Annotated in this window: 15 protein-coding genes; 1 reads left to right on the top strand and 14 read right to left on the bottom strand. The window is 67.5% G+C overall.

The genetic code is table 11. The features are described 5' to 3' along the window. Positions 1-75: 75 nt before the first annotated feature. The 8 genes from rpsJ to NDI76_RS02575 form a co-directional block, all read right to left on the bottom strand. On the bottom strand, positions 76-384 hold the full coding sequence (rpsJ, locus tag NDI76_RS02610) for a 30S ribosomal protein S10 (RefSeq protein ID WP_008387011.1): 309 nt from the start codon (positions 382-384) through the stop codon (positions 76-78). After that, positions 385-1,650 carry a translation elongation factor EF-1 subunit alpha gene (gene tuf, locus NDI76_RS02605; RefSeq protein WP_310922452.1) on the bottom strand — a complete coding sequence of 422 codons (1,266 nt, stop codon included), beginning with the start codon at positions 1,648-1,650 and terminating at the stop codon, positions 385-387. Between the two features lie 184 nt (positions 1,651-1,834). After that, complete coding sequence (locus tag NDI76_RS02600; RefSeq protein ID WP_310922451.1) at positions 1,835-2,791, bottom strand: homoserine dehydrogenase; 957 nt, start codon at positions 2,789-2,791, stop codon at positions 1,835-1,837. Further along, on the bottom strand, positions 2,788-3,372 hold the full coding sequence (locus NDI76_RS02595) for an amino acid-binding protein (protein ID WP_310922450.1): 585 nt from the start codon (positions 3,370-3,372) through the stop codon (positions 2,788-2,790). Before NDI76_RS02595 ends, NDI76_RS02600 begins: the two co-directional genes overlap by 4 nt. Before the next feature lie 319 nt (positions 3,373-3,691). After that, a complete protein-coding gene (locus tag NDI76_RS02590) occupies positions 3,692-4,012 on the bottom strand; it encodes a sensor histidine kinase (RefSeq protein ID WP_310922449.1) in 321 nt (106 codons plus the stop codon). Continuing rightward, entirely contained in the window at positions 3,967-4,497 is a 531-nt protein-coding gene (locus NDI76_RS02585; RefSeq protein WP_310922448.1) for a hypothetical protein, read from the bottom strand. Before NDI76_RS02585 ends, NDI76_RS02590 begins: the two co-directional genes overlap by 46 nt. Beyond that, positions 4,419-4,823 (bottom strand): hypothetical protein, encoded by a 405-nt coding sequence (locus NDI76_RS02580; protein WP_310922447.1) that lies wholly within the window; start codon positions 4,821-4,823, stop codon positions 4,419-4,421. The genes NDI76_RS02585 and NDI76_RS02580 overlap by 79 nt, the downstream gene beginning before the upstream one ends. A 133-nt stretch (positions 4,824-4,956) precedes the next feature. Beyond that, on the bottom strand, positions 4,957-7,146 hold the full coding sequence (locus NDI76_RS02575; RefSeq protein ID WP_310922446.1) for an elongation factor EF-2: 2,190 nt from the start codon (positions 7,144-7,146) through the stop codon (positions 4,957-4,959). 210 nt (positions 7,147-7,356) lie between these two features. Between NDI76_RS02575 and NDI76_RS02570 the strand changes: the two genes are divergently transcribed. Next, a complete protein-coding gene (locus tag NDI76_RS02570) occupies positions 7,357-8,127 on the top strand; it encodes a DUF5781 family protein (RefSeq protein ID WP_310922445.1) in 771 nt (256 codons plus the stop codon). A gap of 107 nt (positions 8,128-8,234) precedes the next feature. Here NDI76_RS02570 and NDI76_RS02565 read toward each other — a convergent pair whose 3' ends face one another. From NDI76_RS02565 to NDI76_RS02540, 6 genes are all read right to left on the bottom strand, one after another. After that, complete coding sequence (locus tag NDI76_RS02565; RefSeq protein ID WP_310922444.1) at positions 8,235-8,849, bottom strand: 30S ribosomal protein S7; 615 nt, start codon at positions 8,847-8,849, stop codon at positions 8,235-8,237. Then, entirely contained in the window at positions 8,849-9,277 is a 429-nt protein-coding gene (locus tag NDI76_RS02560) for a 30S ribosomal protein S12 (protein WP_008386999.1), read from the bottom strand. The genes NDI76_RS02565 and NDI76_RS02560 overlap by 1 nt, the downstream gene beginning before the upstream one ends. Positions 9,278-9,460: 183 nt before the next feature. Further along, entirely contained in the window at positions 9,461-10,321 is an 861-nt protein-coding gene (locus NDI76_RS02555) for a mechanosensitive ion channel family protein (protein WP_310922442.1), read from the bottom strand. Positions 10,322-10,390: 69 nt separating this feature from the next. Then, positions 10,391-10,810 carry a NusA-like transcription termination signal-binding factor gene (locus NDI76_RS02550; RefSeq protein ID WP_310922441.1) on the bottom strand — a complete coding sequence of 140 codons (420 nt, stop codon included), beginning with the start codon at positions 10,808-10,810 and terminating at the stop codon, positions 10,391-10,393. Positions 10,811-10,813: 3 nt separating this feature from the next. Further along, the gene (gene rpoA2 / locus NDI76_RS02545) at positions 10,814-12,055 is read right to left on the bottom strand and encodes a DNA-directed RNA polymerase subunit A'' (RefSeq protein WP_310922440.1); all 1,242 of its coding nucleotides are present in this window, start codon (positions 12,053-12,055) and stop codon (positions 10,814-10,816) included. Beyond that, a complete protein-coding gene (locus tag NDI76_RS02540; RefSeq protein WP_310923853.1) occupies positions 12,048-14,978 on the bottom strand; it encodes a DNA-directed RNA polymerase subunit A' in 2,931 nt (976 codons plus the stop codon). The genes rpoA2 and NDI76_RS02540 overlap by 8 nt, the downstream gene beginning before the upstream one ends. Positions 14,979-14,980: the final 2 nt, after the last annotated feature.

Genomic DNA, 14,980 nt, shown 5'->3' with positions numbered 1-14,980 from the left:
TCGAGTCGAGCGGCCAGACGCGCGCCGGTTCGTCGTCCGCGTGGACGACGCGAGTCGATGCGGCAGGGAAGCGAGTCAGTCTTCGAGAACGATCTCGATGCTGACGTCGCTCGGCACCTGAATCCGCATCAGCTGACGCAGGGCGCGTTCGTCGGCGTCGATGTCGATGAGACGCTTGTGGACGCGCATCTCCCAGTGCTCCCACGTCGCCGTCCCCTCGCCGTCGGGGGACTTGCGGGTGGGAACCTCCAGGGTCTTCGTCGGCAGCGGAATCGGTCCGCTGAGGTTGACGCCCGTCTTGTTCGCGATTTCGCGGACGTCGTCGCAGATGTCGTCGAGGTCGTCCGGGCTGGTCCCGGCGAGACGAACGCGTGCCTGCTGCATCTATCGCTCGTTGACCTCGAGGACCTTCCCGGCCGCGATGGTCTGACCCATGTCGCGGACTGCGAAGGAACCGAGCTCCGGAATCTCGCCGGACGGTTCGATGCTAAGCGGCTTCTGCGGGCGGACGGTGACGACCGCCGCGTCGCCGGACTTGATGAAGTCGGGGTTCTCCTCTGCGACCTCGCCCGACGCGGGGTCGAGCTTCTGGTCGATGGCCTCGATGGTACACGCGACCTGCGCGGTGTGCGCGTGGAAGACCGGCGTGTAACCCGCGGTGATGACCGAGGGGTGCTGCATCACGACGATCTGGGCCTTGAACGTCTCGGCGACCGACGGCGGGTCGTCCGCGGGACCGCAGACGTCGCCGCGGCGGATGTCGTCCTTGCCGACGCCGCGCACGTTGAACCCGACGTTGTCGCCGGGCCCGGCGCTGTCGACTTCCTCGTGGTGCATCTCGACCGTCTTCACTTCGCCGCCCACGTCCGAGGGCTGGAAGGAGACGTTGTTACCGGGGTTGAGCGTACCGGTCTCGATACGTCCGACGGGGACGGTACCGATGCCCGAGATGGTGTAGACGTCCTGGATGGGGAGGCGAAGCGGCGCGTCCGTCGGCGGCTCCGTCTCCGGCAGACTGTTGAGAGCCTCGAGCAGGATCTCGCCGTCGTACCAGTCGGTGTTGTCCGAGCGCTCGGCTATGTTGTCGCCCTCGAACGCCGAGATGGGGATGTAGGTCGCGTCGTCCGAACGGAAACGGACCTGCTTGAGGAGCTGCTGAACCTCCTCTTTGACCTCGTTGTAGGTGTCCTCGCTGTAGTCGACGACGTCCATCTTGTTGACCGCGATGATGAGCTCGTTGATACCCAGCGTGCGGGCCAGGAAGACGTGCTCTCGGGTCTGAGGTGCGACGCCGTCGTCGGCGGCGACCACGAGGACGGCGTTGTCGGCCTGCGAGGCCCCCGTGATCATGTTCTTCACGAAGTCGCGGTGGCCAGGACAGTCGACGATGGTGAAGTAGTACTCGTCCGTGTCGAACTCCTGGTGGGCGATGTCGATGGTGACACCGCGCTCTCGCTCTTCGGCGAGGTTGTCCATGACGTAGGCGAACTCGAAGCCGCCCTTGCCCTTCTCCTCTGCTTCTTCTCGGTGCTGCTCGATTACGTGTTCCGGAACGGATCCTGTCTCGAACAGGAGTCGTCCGACCAGCGTACTCTTGCCGTGGTCAACGTGGCCGATGATGGCCAAGTTCTGGTGCGGTTTGTCACTCATGGGTAGGTCACGCGCTAAGGCGCTCTGTGTTGGCGTGTTTAGCCAGATGGACCTAAAACCATTTCGATACGTATACGCGCCGAGACGGCCGCGTACCGCGTTTTATGCGAGCGCACCGCACGACTGCGAGCGCGTGTCACGACCCGTCAGTTTCGGCGCAGAGAGCGCGCGAGTCGGCGGTCTGCTAGTCGAGACGACCGACGTCGGCCAGCACCGCCGAGGCCGTTTCCGGGCCGCCCGCGCCGCGGCCGCTGATGTTCAACTGACCGGCGTGTTCGGTCTCCAACTGAACGATGTTCCGCGTGCCGGTGACGGCGAGCGCCGCGTTCTGCGGCACGAGACGGGGGCTGACCCGAACCGCTTCCGGCGTGCACTCGCCGATGAGGCGTATCGTCTGTCCGTCCTCCGCGGCGAGTTCCAGGGCGCTCCCGGGGACGTTCTGGATGCCCTCCACGTCTGCGTCCGCGAGGGTGTACTCGCGGTCGCCCTCCGCGAGGACGTTCGCGAGGATGACGCACTTCAGCGCCGCGTCCGTCCCCTCGACGTCGAAGGCGGGGTCGGCCTCGGCCACGCCGAGGTCTTGCGCCTCCGCGAGGACGTGTTCGTAGCCGAGTCCCTCCGCGGCCATCCGCGAGAGGATGAAGTTCGCCGTCCCGTTGAGAACGCCGCGCGCGGCGGTGACGTGGCCGGGCGTGAGGTCCTCGACCGTCGAGAGCACCGGGATGGCGCCGCCGACGGTGGCCTCGAAGCGCACCTCGCCCGCGCTCTCGCGTTCGAGCGCCGTCAGGTCCGCGTACCGCTCGGCGACCGGCCCCTTGTTCGCCAGCACGACGTGTCGGTCGCGTTCGAGCGCGGTCCGCAGGTGCGAGAAGCCCGGTTCGGCGTCGCCGAGCGTCGTCGGCGTCGCCTCGACGAGCACGTCGTACTCGGCGTCCAGCGCCGCCTCCGGGTCGGCCGACCCGACGCGACCCTCCGACTCCTTGCGCGAGAGCGTCGAGTCGACGTCGATGCCGTCGGCGTCGACGACGGCCGAAGACGAGTCCGCGAACGCCGTGACGGTGTGGCCGTACTCGCGGGCGAGTTCGACCACCGACCCGCCCACGGCGCCGGCGCCGACGACGGCGAGGCGCTTGCCGCTCATTGGCCCGCCTCCGTGAGCGGTTCGACGACGTGCAGGTCCTTCTCCGCGGCCACGTCGCGGACGACTTCGAGGGCGTCCTCGGTCCGACCCGTGTGCGTCGCCAACCGGAGGCTGGCGCTCGACACGTCGTCGCGGCCCTCGGGCGCGCTCAGCGAGACGTTCGTCAGCGACGCCGAGGAGCACTGCTCGATGCGCCGGAGCGTATCGGAGAGGTCGGTATCGACGAGGTGACCCACGAGCAGGACCGTCAGTGTCTCCCCGTAGTGCTCGGCGCCCGCCTGGATGACGTTCACCCCCTCCGAGCGGAGGGCGTCGACGATAGTCTCGAACCGCTCGGGCAGACACTCCAAGTCGACCTCGACCGGGATGCGGCCGCGGGGGGTGAGGTTCCCCCGCTCGTGGAAGATGGAGAGGAGGTTGCCGCCGTTCTCGGAGATGGGGCGGAGCGCGTCGAGGAGCTGCCCCGGTTCGTCGGCGAGTTCCAGCCGTATCGTGTGCGGCTTCGGCTGCTCACCGCCGTCAGTCTCGGGAGCGGCCTCGGACTCGGATTCGGGTTCGACCCCGGCCCCGGCGCCCGTCATCGCGCCACCCCCGCGACACCCGGCGCCGGTGTCGTCGGCAGGGAGGAATCGCGCTGTGGCTCCGTACCGATGCGTGCCGGGCGGTGTGACCCCGTCAGCATACTATCGTGCACTCGGTGCGCGCGTTATAAGCCTTCGTCGATTGCAAATCTGTCCGCCGTCCGCGACCGCGAGGCGTGTCCTGCGTTACCGATGAGGAAACAGCGGTATCCCGGAACCGGGAGCGTGCGGTCGTGAACCGCACGAACCGCTCGGCGTCAGCGGGCGAACTGCGTCGGGTCCGGGCGGCCGGCGGGGAGGAGAAAGCGTCGAGGGGCGCCTACGCCCGCGGGAACGTCAGGGAGACGACGGCGCCGCCGTCCTCCCGGTCGGCGAACGTCAGCGTCGCCCCGTGCGAGGCGGCGACGGCTTCGACGACCCACAGGCCGAGGCCGCTGCCGTGCGTGAGCGAGGTTATCTCGGCGTCGCCGGTGACCACGTCGCGTTCGTGGGCCGGGATGCCCGGCCCGTCGTCGCTCACGCGGAGTTCGACGGCGTCGGGCGAGACGTAGACCCCCACGTCGACGGCCGAGCCGCCGTGTTCCACTGAGTTCTTCAGAAGTTCGTCCAGCGCCGTGCGGACGCCCGCGCTACCGAGCACCGTCGCGTCGAGGCCGGCCTCGGCGTCGAGGCGAACGGTCGCCTCCGGGTAGCGCCCGCGGGCGGCGTCGGCGGCGCGCGCGCGACGGCCGAGAGGTCGGTTTCGACGTACTCGGACGCCTCGCGCTCTTGCGCCTGCGTGATGGCCTTCGCGCCGTCGGCGAGGCTGCTGACCGCGCCGGAACTCCGCTGAAGCGCCGCCGCCGACCGCGCGAGGGTTCCGTCATCGCCGGCGGCGCCGGCGACGATGTCCGCGTGCCCGGTGAGCACCTGCGCCTCGTTGCGGAGGTTGTGCCGGAGGACGCGGTTCAACACGGCCGTCTGCCGGCGCTGTCGCGCGAGTTGCTCCGCGCGGACCCGGCGGGCGTCGTAGACGCCGATGATGACGTGCGCGGCCGCGCCAATAGCTAGAAGATTGCCGACGGTGAACGCCGCGGCGTCGACGCCGCCCGCGAACACCCCCTGCGCGGCGGCGTGCGCGGCCATGACGCTTCCGAGGACGAGACGCCGAGGAGGTTCCAGACGGCGATACGGGCGGCGTTGCGGTCGCTGAAGCGACTCCGGTACAGCAGGCCGCCGGCGGCGACGAGTCCGGCCGAGACGGCCGACCCGAGCAGCGAGAGGGCGACGACGAGGCCGTCGTCCGCGCCGCGGAGGAACGGCGCGAGGTTCGGGACGAGGAGGACGAAACCGGTCAGCGCGACGAGGCCGCTGGCGGCGACGCGAACTGCAGAGGTCGACTGCCGCACGGCGGACTCGGGGGGCGACCCGAACCCGACGCGCTCCGCGAGCGTAAGAACTCTCGTGAGCATACGTCCGAATGGACGGGGCGCGAGAACAGGTATTCTCAGTGTTAATTATCGAGAAAGATAACGAAACGGAGCGGGCCGACGGCGGGGGAAGCGGTGACGCGGCGACGGACGCGCCGCCGTCGCGTCTCTCAGCTCAGAACTGGTCGATGGACTGCGGCAGTTCGAGCTTCATTCCCTTGCGCTCTCGGATCTCCATGATGATGTCGCGCTGGAGGTTGTCCGCGAGCACGCGGAAGCCGGCGTTCTCCGTGTTCCACGACGCGCGGCCCTCGGTGGCCGAGCGGATGTCCGAGGAGAACCCGATCATCTCTTCGACGGGCGCGATGCCCTCGATGACCATGAGGTCGCCCTCCTGGTACATGTCGTCGACGCGGCCGCGTCGACCCTGAATCTCGCCGGATGCCGACCCCATGTGCTCGGACGGAACGTCGATGCGGACGTTCTGGATGGGTTCGAGCATCTTGATGTTGGCGTCGATGAGCGCGCGGTGGACGGCCTCGCGGACCGCGGGGATGACCTGCGCGGGACCGCGGTGGATGGTGTCCTCGTGGAGTCGCGCGTCGTGCAGGCGCAGCAGCGCGCCCTGTACGGGTTCGGCAGCCAGCGGACCGTCGTCGAGCGCCTCGTCGAGGCCCTCGATGACGAGTTCCATCGTCTCGTTCAGGTGCTGGATACCCTTCGTGTCGTCGAGGAGGATGTTCGTCCCGTGGATGTGCTCGACGTTCTGCGAGGAGTCTTTGTCCATGCCGGCCTCCTGCAGCGCCTCGCGGCGCTCCAGTTCGGGCATGTCCATCGACACCTCGCCGAGCTGAATCTGCTCGACGATGTCCTCAGAGAGGGGTTGGACGGTGATGTAGAACTTGTTGTGGCGGTTCGGAGAGACGCCCTCGACCTCGCGGGAGGCGTCCTGCGGCGCCTCGCGGTAGACCACGATGGGCTCACCGGTCTGGACCGGGATGCCCTGGTTCTTCTGGATGCGCTGGGTGATGACCTCGAGGTGGAGTTCGCCCTGCCCGCTGATGAGGTGCTCGCCGGTGTCCTCGTTAATCTCGACGCGGATGGTGGGGTCCTCCTTTGCGACCTGCTGGAGCGTCTCGATGAGTTTCGGCAGGTCGTCCATGCTCTTGGCCTCGACGGACTTCGTGATGACCGGCTCGGAGATGTGCTCGATGGACTCGAACGGCGTCATCTCGATGGAGGAGACGGTGGAACCGGCGATGGCGTCGCGGAGACCCGTGACGGCCGCGATGTTCCCCGCGGGGACGCCGCGGTCCAACTCCTCCCGTTCGCCGCCCATGAAGATACCGACGGACTGTACGCGGTTCTTGCCCGCGGTGCCCGAGACGTACAGCTCTTGACCCTTCTTGATGGTCCCCGAGAACAGGCGACCGGTCGCGATTTCGCCCGCGTGGGGGTCCATCGAGATGTCGGTCACCATGAAGACGACGTCGCCGTCGTCGTCGACCTCGCGCATCTGCCGCGCGAGTTCGGTTTGGTCGTCGCCGCGCCAGACGCGCGGGATACGACGGGGCTGGGCGTCGAGCGGGTTGGGGAAGTGCTTGGCGACCATGTCGAGGACGACGTCCGACAGGGGCGTGCGCTCGTGGAGTTCCTGCCGCTTGCCGTCCTGTTCGAGTTCGATGATGTCGCCGAACGACATGCCCGTCTCCTGCATCGACGGGAGCGAGACGCCCCACTTGTACAGGGCGGACCCGAAGGCGACGGTGCCGTCCTCGACGGAGACGGTCCAGTCGTCGATGTCGTCTCTGTCCTCGGTCATCCCGCGGATGAGTTCGTTGACGTCGCCGATGACGTCGGTGAGACGCTGCTGCATCTCCTCGGGACCCTCCTGCAGTTCGGAGATGAGGCGGTCGACCTTGTTGATGAACAGCGCGGGCTTGACGCCCTCGCGGAGCGCCTGCCGGACGACCGTCTCGGTCTGCGGCATCGCACCCTCGACGGCGTCGACGACGACCAGTGCGCCGTCGACGGCGCGCATCGCGCGCGTCACGTCGCCACCGAAGTCGACGTGGCCCGGCGTGTCGATGAGGTTGATGAGGTGGTTGTTGTCCTGGTACTCGTGCGTCATCGACACGTTCGCCGCGTCGATGGTGATACCGCGTTCCTGTTCGTCCTCCTCGGTGTCCATCATGAGGCGCGTCGCCTCGCCCTCGTCGGCGATCATACCCGCGCCGGCGAGGAGGTTGTCTGTCAGGGTGGTCTTCCCGTGGTCGACGTGAGCGGCGATGGCGATGTTCCGGATCTGCTCCGGCTTGTCCATCAGCTTCTCACATTCTTGGACGATTTTCTTTCGTCGGCCCATTATACCGGTTCGTACTGGTAGGAGGGTCAAAAGGGTAGTGTTTTGCCGGTGGCGAAACGGCCGCTGCGCGGCGCTCTCGCCGCGGTATGACTCTTTTTCCCACGATACCGGATATCGGCGGGTCGCGCCCCGACGGCCGCCGCGCGGCCGGGACCGAATCCGTCGGTCGGCACAAGAGTCTTTGTCGCAGACGCCGTGATACCGATACGCATGGATATACGAGTGCTCGGGTCCGCGCCGCCGGATCCGTTTCTCAGCGCCGTCGACCTCTTCGAGACTGAGTACGACCTGGAGAAGCCCGTTCACGTCTCCGTCCGCGACGACCCCGACGAACGGACGTGGGCGGCCCACTACGACGACAGACACGACCTGAACATCTCCCGGCAGGCCGCGACGAGCGCCATGGCCCGCGAACTCGTCCTCCACGAACTCTCTCACATGGCCCGCAACGAGGAGCGCCACGCCTCGCACGTCCAGTCGACCGAGGAGGCGCTCTACCTCGCGCTCTCCGGGAACTCCGTCGAGCGCAGGAAGCTCGCGCACTGCTACCAGATAGCGAACCACATGAAGGACATCTACGCCGACGACATCACGCTGTCGTTGGCGCCGGCGGAGAAACTCGTTCACTTCCTCGAATCCGAACTCGCGCGCGCCGTCGCCGCCAACCCCGGCCCGTCGCCGTGGCCCGACTCCCGACTCGTCACCGCGGACGCCGACCCCGAGATAACCGCCGTCAACGCCGCGTTCGCCCTCGCGCTGGTGGAGCGACACGACCTCATCGACGACGACCACCGCATCTACGACTTGGCCCACGCCGCCGCCGACGACGCCCCGAGCGTGGAACTCCCCGCCTTCAAGCGGCGGTTCCGCTCGCTGGCGGCCGACCCCACCGAGAGCGACTACCGGAAGGCGCTCGTGGACGTGACGCGGGCCTACGCCGTCGGGACGAAGACGAGCGGCGGGTCCGCGGCGGCCGACTGAGGCGACGCCTCGTCTTGGAGACGTCTTCGAGAGACCGACTCGGCCGTCGCTCGGCAGTTCGAAATCGGAGAGGAGACGAAGAGAGACGAGAGAGAACGGAACCGGGCTTATCGGGCCGCTTCGGCCACGCGTTCGCGCTCTTCCTTCTGGTTGATGGCGTACGTCTGCACGTCGTAGTTCGACGCGCCGACGAGTTGCTGGGCGAGCGCCTCGGCGGCGCTCGTCGTGGACTTGTAGGAGCCGCTGGCGGTGCCGTCGGCGAGGAACTTCAGCGCCTGGTCGACGCGGCGCTGGGGCGCGACGTCGACGGCCTGCGGGACGGAGATGCCACCGTACTTGAGTCGGACCGTCTCCTCGCGGGGAGCGGCGTTCTCGACGGCGGTGACGAGCACCTGAATCGGGTTTTCGTCCGTCCGGTCGTGGACGAGCTCGAACGCCTCCTGGACGATCTTTATCGCCTTCTGCTTTTGGCCCGTGTTCTCGTCCGACTGCATGAGTCGGTTGACGAGCCGTTCGACGATGCTGATCTCGCTCTTTTTGAACTGCTTCGAGGCGTGGCGGCCCATCGTGTGCGCGATGGGCGTGACGTTGATGTAGCGCTGGGTGGAGGGGTCGGCGTACTCCATCTCGACGATGTCCCAGACGCCGAACAACTGCGCGTTCGCCGTCGCTTCCTCGGAGTCGGCCGGCGCGTCCGGCTCGGGTTGGTCGCTCTCGGACATTATCGGACCGGTTTCTCCGCGTTACCGCGAACCAGTTCGATCATCGACACGCCGTTGACCTTCTCGACCTTGTAGTTGACGCCCGAGAGGTCGCCCATCGCGCGGCCCTTCGCCCCGCCGATACCGGCGATGGTGACCTCGTCGTGCTCGTCGATGAAGGAGATAGCGCCGTCACCGGGACAGAACGCGGTGACCTGCTTCCCGTTCTTGATGAGCTGAACGCGGACGCACTTTCGGATGGCCGAGTTCGGCTGCTTTGCCTCGATTCCGACCTTCTCGAGGACGATACCCCGAGCCTGCGGGGCGCCTTCGAGGGGGTCGGACTTCTTGCGGAGACCGCGTTCGCGGCGCGCGTACTCGGAGTCGGACCAGCGTCGCTTCTGCCGGTCCTGTTTGAGTTTGCGCGCGGCGTATTTGCCGTTCGCCATAGTAACACGGACTTCCCGACGGAGCTACTTAAGCCTCCCTTTTCGAATCCGGCGAAACGGCCGCAGGTCGGGTTAGCACCCCCTAAGGACGATTCTGAGGCCGTTTTGCGTTCGAAGTTACGCCTTCTGCGGACCGCGCAGGAGTCGAACGGTTCTGAGAGGCCGTCTCCGCGCGCCGCCCGGTCACTCGCGGGCGTCCGCAACCGAGACGGCGCCCGAGAGGTGCTGGTAACCGGGCGGACCGAGCGGGAACCCCTCCTCGTCGCAGACGGTCTTTATCCGCCCCATCGCGTCCGCGTTCACCGTCGGGACGTCCGTCTCCATCGGGTTCGCCACCCAGTAGACGACGGCCACCCAGACGGCCGAGGCGTCGAACTCGTCGACGGTGGCCGACGGCGCCGGCTCCTCGCGGATGTCGTCCATCTCCGCGAGGACTGGAACGAGCGCCGCCTCGATCCGGTCGACGTCGGCGTCGTAGTCGAACGGGAGCCGAACCGTCTCGCGCACGCGGCTGCGGCTGTACGGTCTGTCGACGGGGTTAGCTGCGAGTTCCGTGTTCGGGACGGTCACCTCGCGGTTGTCGGCGGTTCGGACGCGCGTCGTTCTGAACCCGATGGCCTCGACGGTGCCCGCCCGCTCGTTCCACTCGATGTAGTCGTCGACGTTGAAGTTGGGGTCGGTGACGAGGAACATCCCGCTGACGAGGTTACCGACCACCTCCTGCCCGGCGACGCCGATGACCAGCGTCGCCGCCGCGACGACGAGCGCGGAGCGCGTCAGCACCCGCCCGTACCCCGCCGCGAGGACGGCGGCGACGACGGCGGCGACGAGGACGGCGATTCGCAGGTAGAGGTCGGTCGCCTCCTGCACTGTCGGGTTCTCGCGGTTCCGGCGGCGCACGACGCGGACGGCGGCCGGGACGACGAGGAAGCGACCGACGAGCGAGACGGCGAGGAAGGCGGTGACGGCGGCGGCGGCCCGCCTCACGGCGGGGTCGAGTTCCGAGGCGAACGTCGCGACCTGGTCGAGCGGAGCGGCGAACATTGCGGTCGCTCGTCGGTTCGAGGGCCGAAGGGAAGTGCGTCGGGGCCGCGGCGCCGGCGCCGCGCTACCTCACGTCAACTGGATGTCGTCGATGTCGTGGTGCCGTTCGGCGAGGGTCCGGGCCGTCTCGATGTTCTTTCCGTCCTTACCGATGGCGACGCCGCGGTCCTCGTCGGCGACTTCGACGTACGCGACCCGGTCGTTCTGCTCGGAGACGGTCACGTGCCGGACGGCGGCGGGCGCGAGCGTGCTCGCGACGAACGCCTCCGTGGTGTCGGCGTCCTCGATGAGTTCGACCGAACGACCGAGTTTCTCCTCGACGGCGTGGACGTGCTGTCCCCGGGGACCGATGGCCTGTCCCATCTGCCCCGCGGCGACGAGGATGACCACGCGGTCCTCAAGGACGAGACAGTCGCGTGCGACCGCGTCCGTCTCGTCCTCGAAGAGGGCGATGAACTGCCGCGCCGTGTCCGACAGCGTGACCGTCATCCGTCAGTCGTCCGACGGCTCCGGCGCGGGCGCGTCCGTCTCGGTCGGCGCTTCGATGGACCCCATCCGCAGGTCCACGTCGCCGGTACCGGTTGCGATGGGCTTCCCGACGATGACGTTCTCGATGATGCCGTTGAGGTCGTCCTCCTCGCCGTGGACGGCGGCGTCGAGCAGGTGGTTCACCGTCACCTCGAACGCCGCGCGGGCGAGCACGGAGTCCTTCGACCCGGAGATGCCGTGCCGACCGATGGACTCGATTTCGCCGCGGTTCGTCATGATGTCCGCGACGAGCATCAGGTGCCGGACGTTCACGTCGTCGAGACCCTGCTCGCGCAGGGTGTTCATCGTCTCGTCGATGATCGACTCGCGGGCCGCCTCGACCCCCAGGTTGCGGTATATCTCGTGGATGTTGTTACTCGTCGTGCGCGAGGCGTCGACGCCCTCGATGGCGAGTACGTCGCCGAACGCCGACCCCTCGGTGTAGAGGACGAACTCCTCGCCGTCGGTCTCCTCGTTGTCCTCCTTGCGGATGACGACGCGGGTGACCTCCTCGATGCCCTTGAAGACGATGTCGCGCAGTTCTTCGACCAACTGGAGGAGGCGCCGGTAACTCGGCGATTCGGGGCCGAACTCCACGACGGTGCCCGAGCGCTGCGTGGCGACGCCGAGAGCGTCCTCGATGGTCTCGGACACCTCCTGGGCGATGGTGTCGACGTTGTCCACCGTCGGCCACCGCTCCAGGAGCGTCTCCTCGTTCAGGTCGATGCGGACGACCATGTCGGCCACGTTCGTCGACACGTCGCCGAGCGCGAGTATCTTCGTCGCCTCCATCGACCACACGACCTCGTGGGCGCGTTCGCGTTCGGTCGCGTACTCGCCTTTGAGGAAGACGGTCATCATCGGCGTGTCGGGCGTCTTCCGTGCGTCCACCAGTTCGATGAGGCGCGGCAGCCCCTGCGTGACGTCGATTTCGGCGACGCCCGCGTAGTGGAACGTGTTCATCGTCATCTGCGTCCCCGGTTCCCCGATGGACTGCGCGGAGACGGTGCCGACGGGGTCCAGCGGGTCGACGCGGGTGTCGAGGTAGCGCGCCTCGACGGCCTGCGCGATCTCGTCGGCGCGGTCGGGCGAGACGCCCTCGCGCTTCTCGATAGTGTCGTAGATGTCGAGCTTCAGCCGTCGCGGGATGTCGCGGTCCTCGACCAGCGCCTCGACGTCCTCGCTGACGTGTTCGTACTCAGTCATCCGACTGCACCTCCGGGCTCTGCGCCTTGTCGAGCCCCGGACCGGCGTACTCCGAGAGGTTCGTCGGCGGTTCGCGGCGGCCGAGGAACTGGTCTTTCTCCTCCTGGGAGGCGAACTCGGAGTCGAGGACGCGGTCCGCGATGTTCTCGACGTCGATACCGTCCTTCTCGTTCGAGGACACCTTCACCGGCGAGGTACCGTCCTCGCCGAACTCGAACTGCACGATGGTGCCCGAGGTGTCGCGGACAGTGCCGTCGTACTGCGCCTCCAGTTCGGTCAGGGCGTTGATGAGCCGGCGCTGCAGGTACCCGGACTTCGACGTCCGGACGGCCGTGTCGACCAGCCCTTCCCGACCACCCATCGCGTGGAAGAAGAACTCCGTCGGCGTCAACCCGCCGCGGTAGGAGTTCTCCACGAAGCCGTGCGCCTCGGCGGAGAGGTCTTCCGGCTGGTAGTGGCTGAGGGTGCGGCCCTCGTAGCCGCGGTTGATTCGCTCGCCGCGAACGGCCTGCTGCCCGACGCAGCCGGCCATCTGGGTGAGGTTCAGCATCGACCCGCGCGCCCCGGACCGGGCCATGACGACCGCCGGGTTGTCGTCGGTGAAGTGGTCGTCGGCGATTTCGCCGGCCGAGTCGCGCGCCTTGCCGAGTTGCTGCATGATCTTCATCTCCAGCGTCTCGTCGACGGTACGGCCCGGCAGCGACTCCAGGTCGCCGGCCTCGTAGATGTCGATGAGCTCCTGCACGCGGTCGTAGGCGCTCTGGATGGCCTCGTCGACCTGTTCGTTGGCCTCGCCCGGAATCGACTCGTCGTCGATGCCGATGGAGAAGCCGAAGTGCATGATGGCGCGCATCGCCAGCGAGGCGACCTCGTTGATGAACACGCGCGCTCGCGTCTTCGAGTACACCTTCGCCAGCGTGTCGACGACTTCCCCGCCGAACGCGCCGACGGCGTCCTCGTCGATGGTCCCCTCGACGAGTTGGCCGTCCTCGATGACGACGGCGTCGCCCGTCGAGGAGGTGAACTCGAGGTTCAGGTCGTCGGGGAGGAGTTCGCTGAACAGCTGTCGACCGGTCCAGTACGGCCGGCCGTCCTCCTCCTCGCCCGCGGCCTCGGGGAGCGTGTCGATGCTCGTCGCGCGGAGCAGGTCGAGCGCCTGCGTCTCCGAGAAGTGCGGGTTGCCGTTCGTCAGCAGGTACGTCCCGGAGATGTGGTCCTGAATCGCGCCGATGATGTTCTGCCCGAAGCGCGGGCTGAGAATCTGCTCCTGCACGCGCATGAGGACGCGCGCTTCGGCGCGGGCCTCCTCCGTCTGGAGGGCGTGCATGTTCATCTCGTCCCCGTCGAAGTCGGCGTTGTACGGGGGACAGACGACCGTGTTGAGGCGGAACGTCTTGTACGGCATCACGACCACCTCGTGGGCCATGATGGACATCCGGTGCAGCGACGGCTGCCGGTTGAAGATGATGATGTCGCCGTCGATGAGGTGGCGGTTGACTTCCCACCCGGCCTCAACCTTCTCGGCGAGTTCCTCGCAGTTCTTCTCCGTGACCTTCAGGCGGCGGCCGTCCGGTCGCTTGACGTAGTTGGCGCCGGGGTGACCCTCGGGGCCGTGACGCACGAACTGCTGGGCGTTGTCGAGGTTCCGCTGGGTGACGTTCATCGTCTGCGTCATCTCGCGGGCGACGCGTTCGGGGACGCCCACCTCGTTCAAGGAGAGCGTCGGGTCCGGCGAGATGACGGTTCGCGCGGAGAAATTCACGCGCTTCCCGGAGAGAGAGCCGCGGAAGCGGCCCTCCTTACCCTTCAGCCGCTGGCTGAGCGTCTTCAGCGGGCGGCCGGAGCGGTGCCGCGCGGGCGGCGTGCCCGAAATCTCGTTGTCGATGAAGGTGGTGACGTGGTACTGCAGCAGTTCCCAGAGGTCCTCGATGATGAGTTGGGGAGCGCCGGCCTCGCGGTTCTCCATGAACCGCTGGTTGATGCGGATGATGTCGACCAGCTTGTGAGTCAGGTCGTCCTCGGAGCGCTGGCCGTTGTCCAGCGTGATGGAGGGACGGGCCGTCACCGGCGGCACCGGCAGGACGGTGAGTATCATCCACTCGGGGCGCGCGCGGGACGGGTCGACTCCGAGCGTGACGATGTCCTCGTCCGGGATGTCCTCGAACCAGTCGCGGATGTCCGAGGGCATCAGCTTGTTCATGTCCTCCTCGGTCAGGTCGACGTCCAGCGCCTTCTCGAGTTTCTTGCGGTCGTCTCCGACCGGTCGGAACTCGCCCGAAAGAATCTGGTTGACGCGCTGGAGCGCGATGCCCGTCTCGTCGGCGAGCGTCGCGGGCGCGATACCGGCGTCGTCCTCCTCGTCCTCGTCGGGTTGCATCGCCGAGGCGATGCGCTCGGAGAAGTCGCCCGCGAGCACGTCCTGCACCTCGTAGTAGGTGGTCGGCTTCTCGTGTTTGATGTCGTGCTGGGGGGCGCCGCAGTGCGGGCAGCGCTTGGCCTTCCGCGCCTGCCGGACCGCCGCCTTCAGCACGTCCGTCCAGTCGTCGCCGAGTTCTTCTGTACGAGTGAGACCGTTGCGGAACTCTTCGGACTCCTCGTCGGTCAACGAGAGGCGGCCGCACTCCCGACACGTCGAGCGCAGGAGCCGGCGGATGAGCTTCGTGAAACCGACGTGGATGACGGGTGCGGCCAGTTCGATGTGGCCGAAGTGCCCGTTGCACGACCCCGAGTGCGAACCGCAGGTTCGGCACTCCAGGCCGGGGTCGATGACGCCGAGGCGGGGGTCCATCAGCCCCATGTCGATGGGATAGCCGTCGTCGTCGTAGGTGTCCGCGGTGATGACCTTCGTCGCGGACATATCTCGGTACGTCTCCGGGTCCATCAGCCCGAACTGGATGGCTCCGATCTCCTTCGGTGTCTGCATTG

The sequence above is a fragment of the Halogeometricum sp. S1BR25-6 genome (genome assembly GCF_031624495.1).
Classification (GTDB): domain Archaea; phylum Halobacteriota; class Halobacteria; order Halobacteriales; family Haloferacaceae; genus Halogeometricum; species Halogeometricum salsisoli.
The sequence above is the reverse complement of the archived record's forward strand: the minus strand, read 5'-3'. Positions and strand labels throughout refer to the sequence as shown.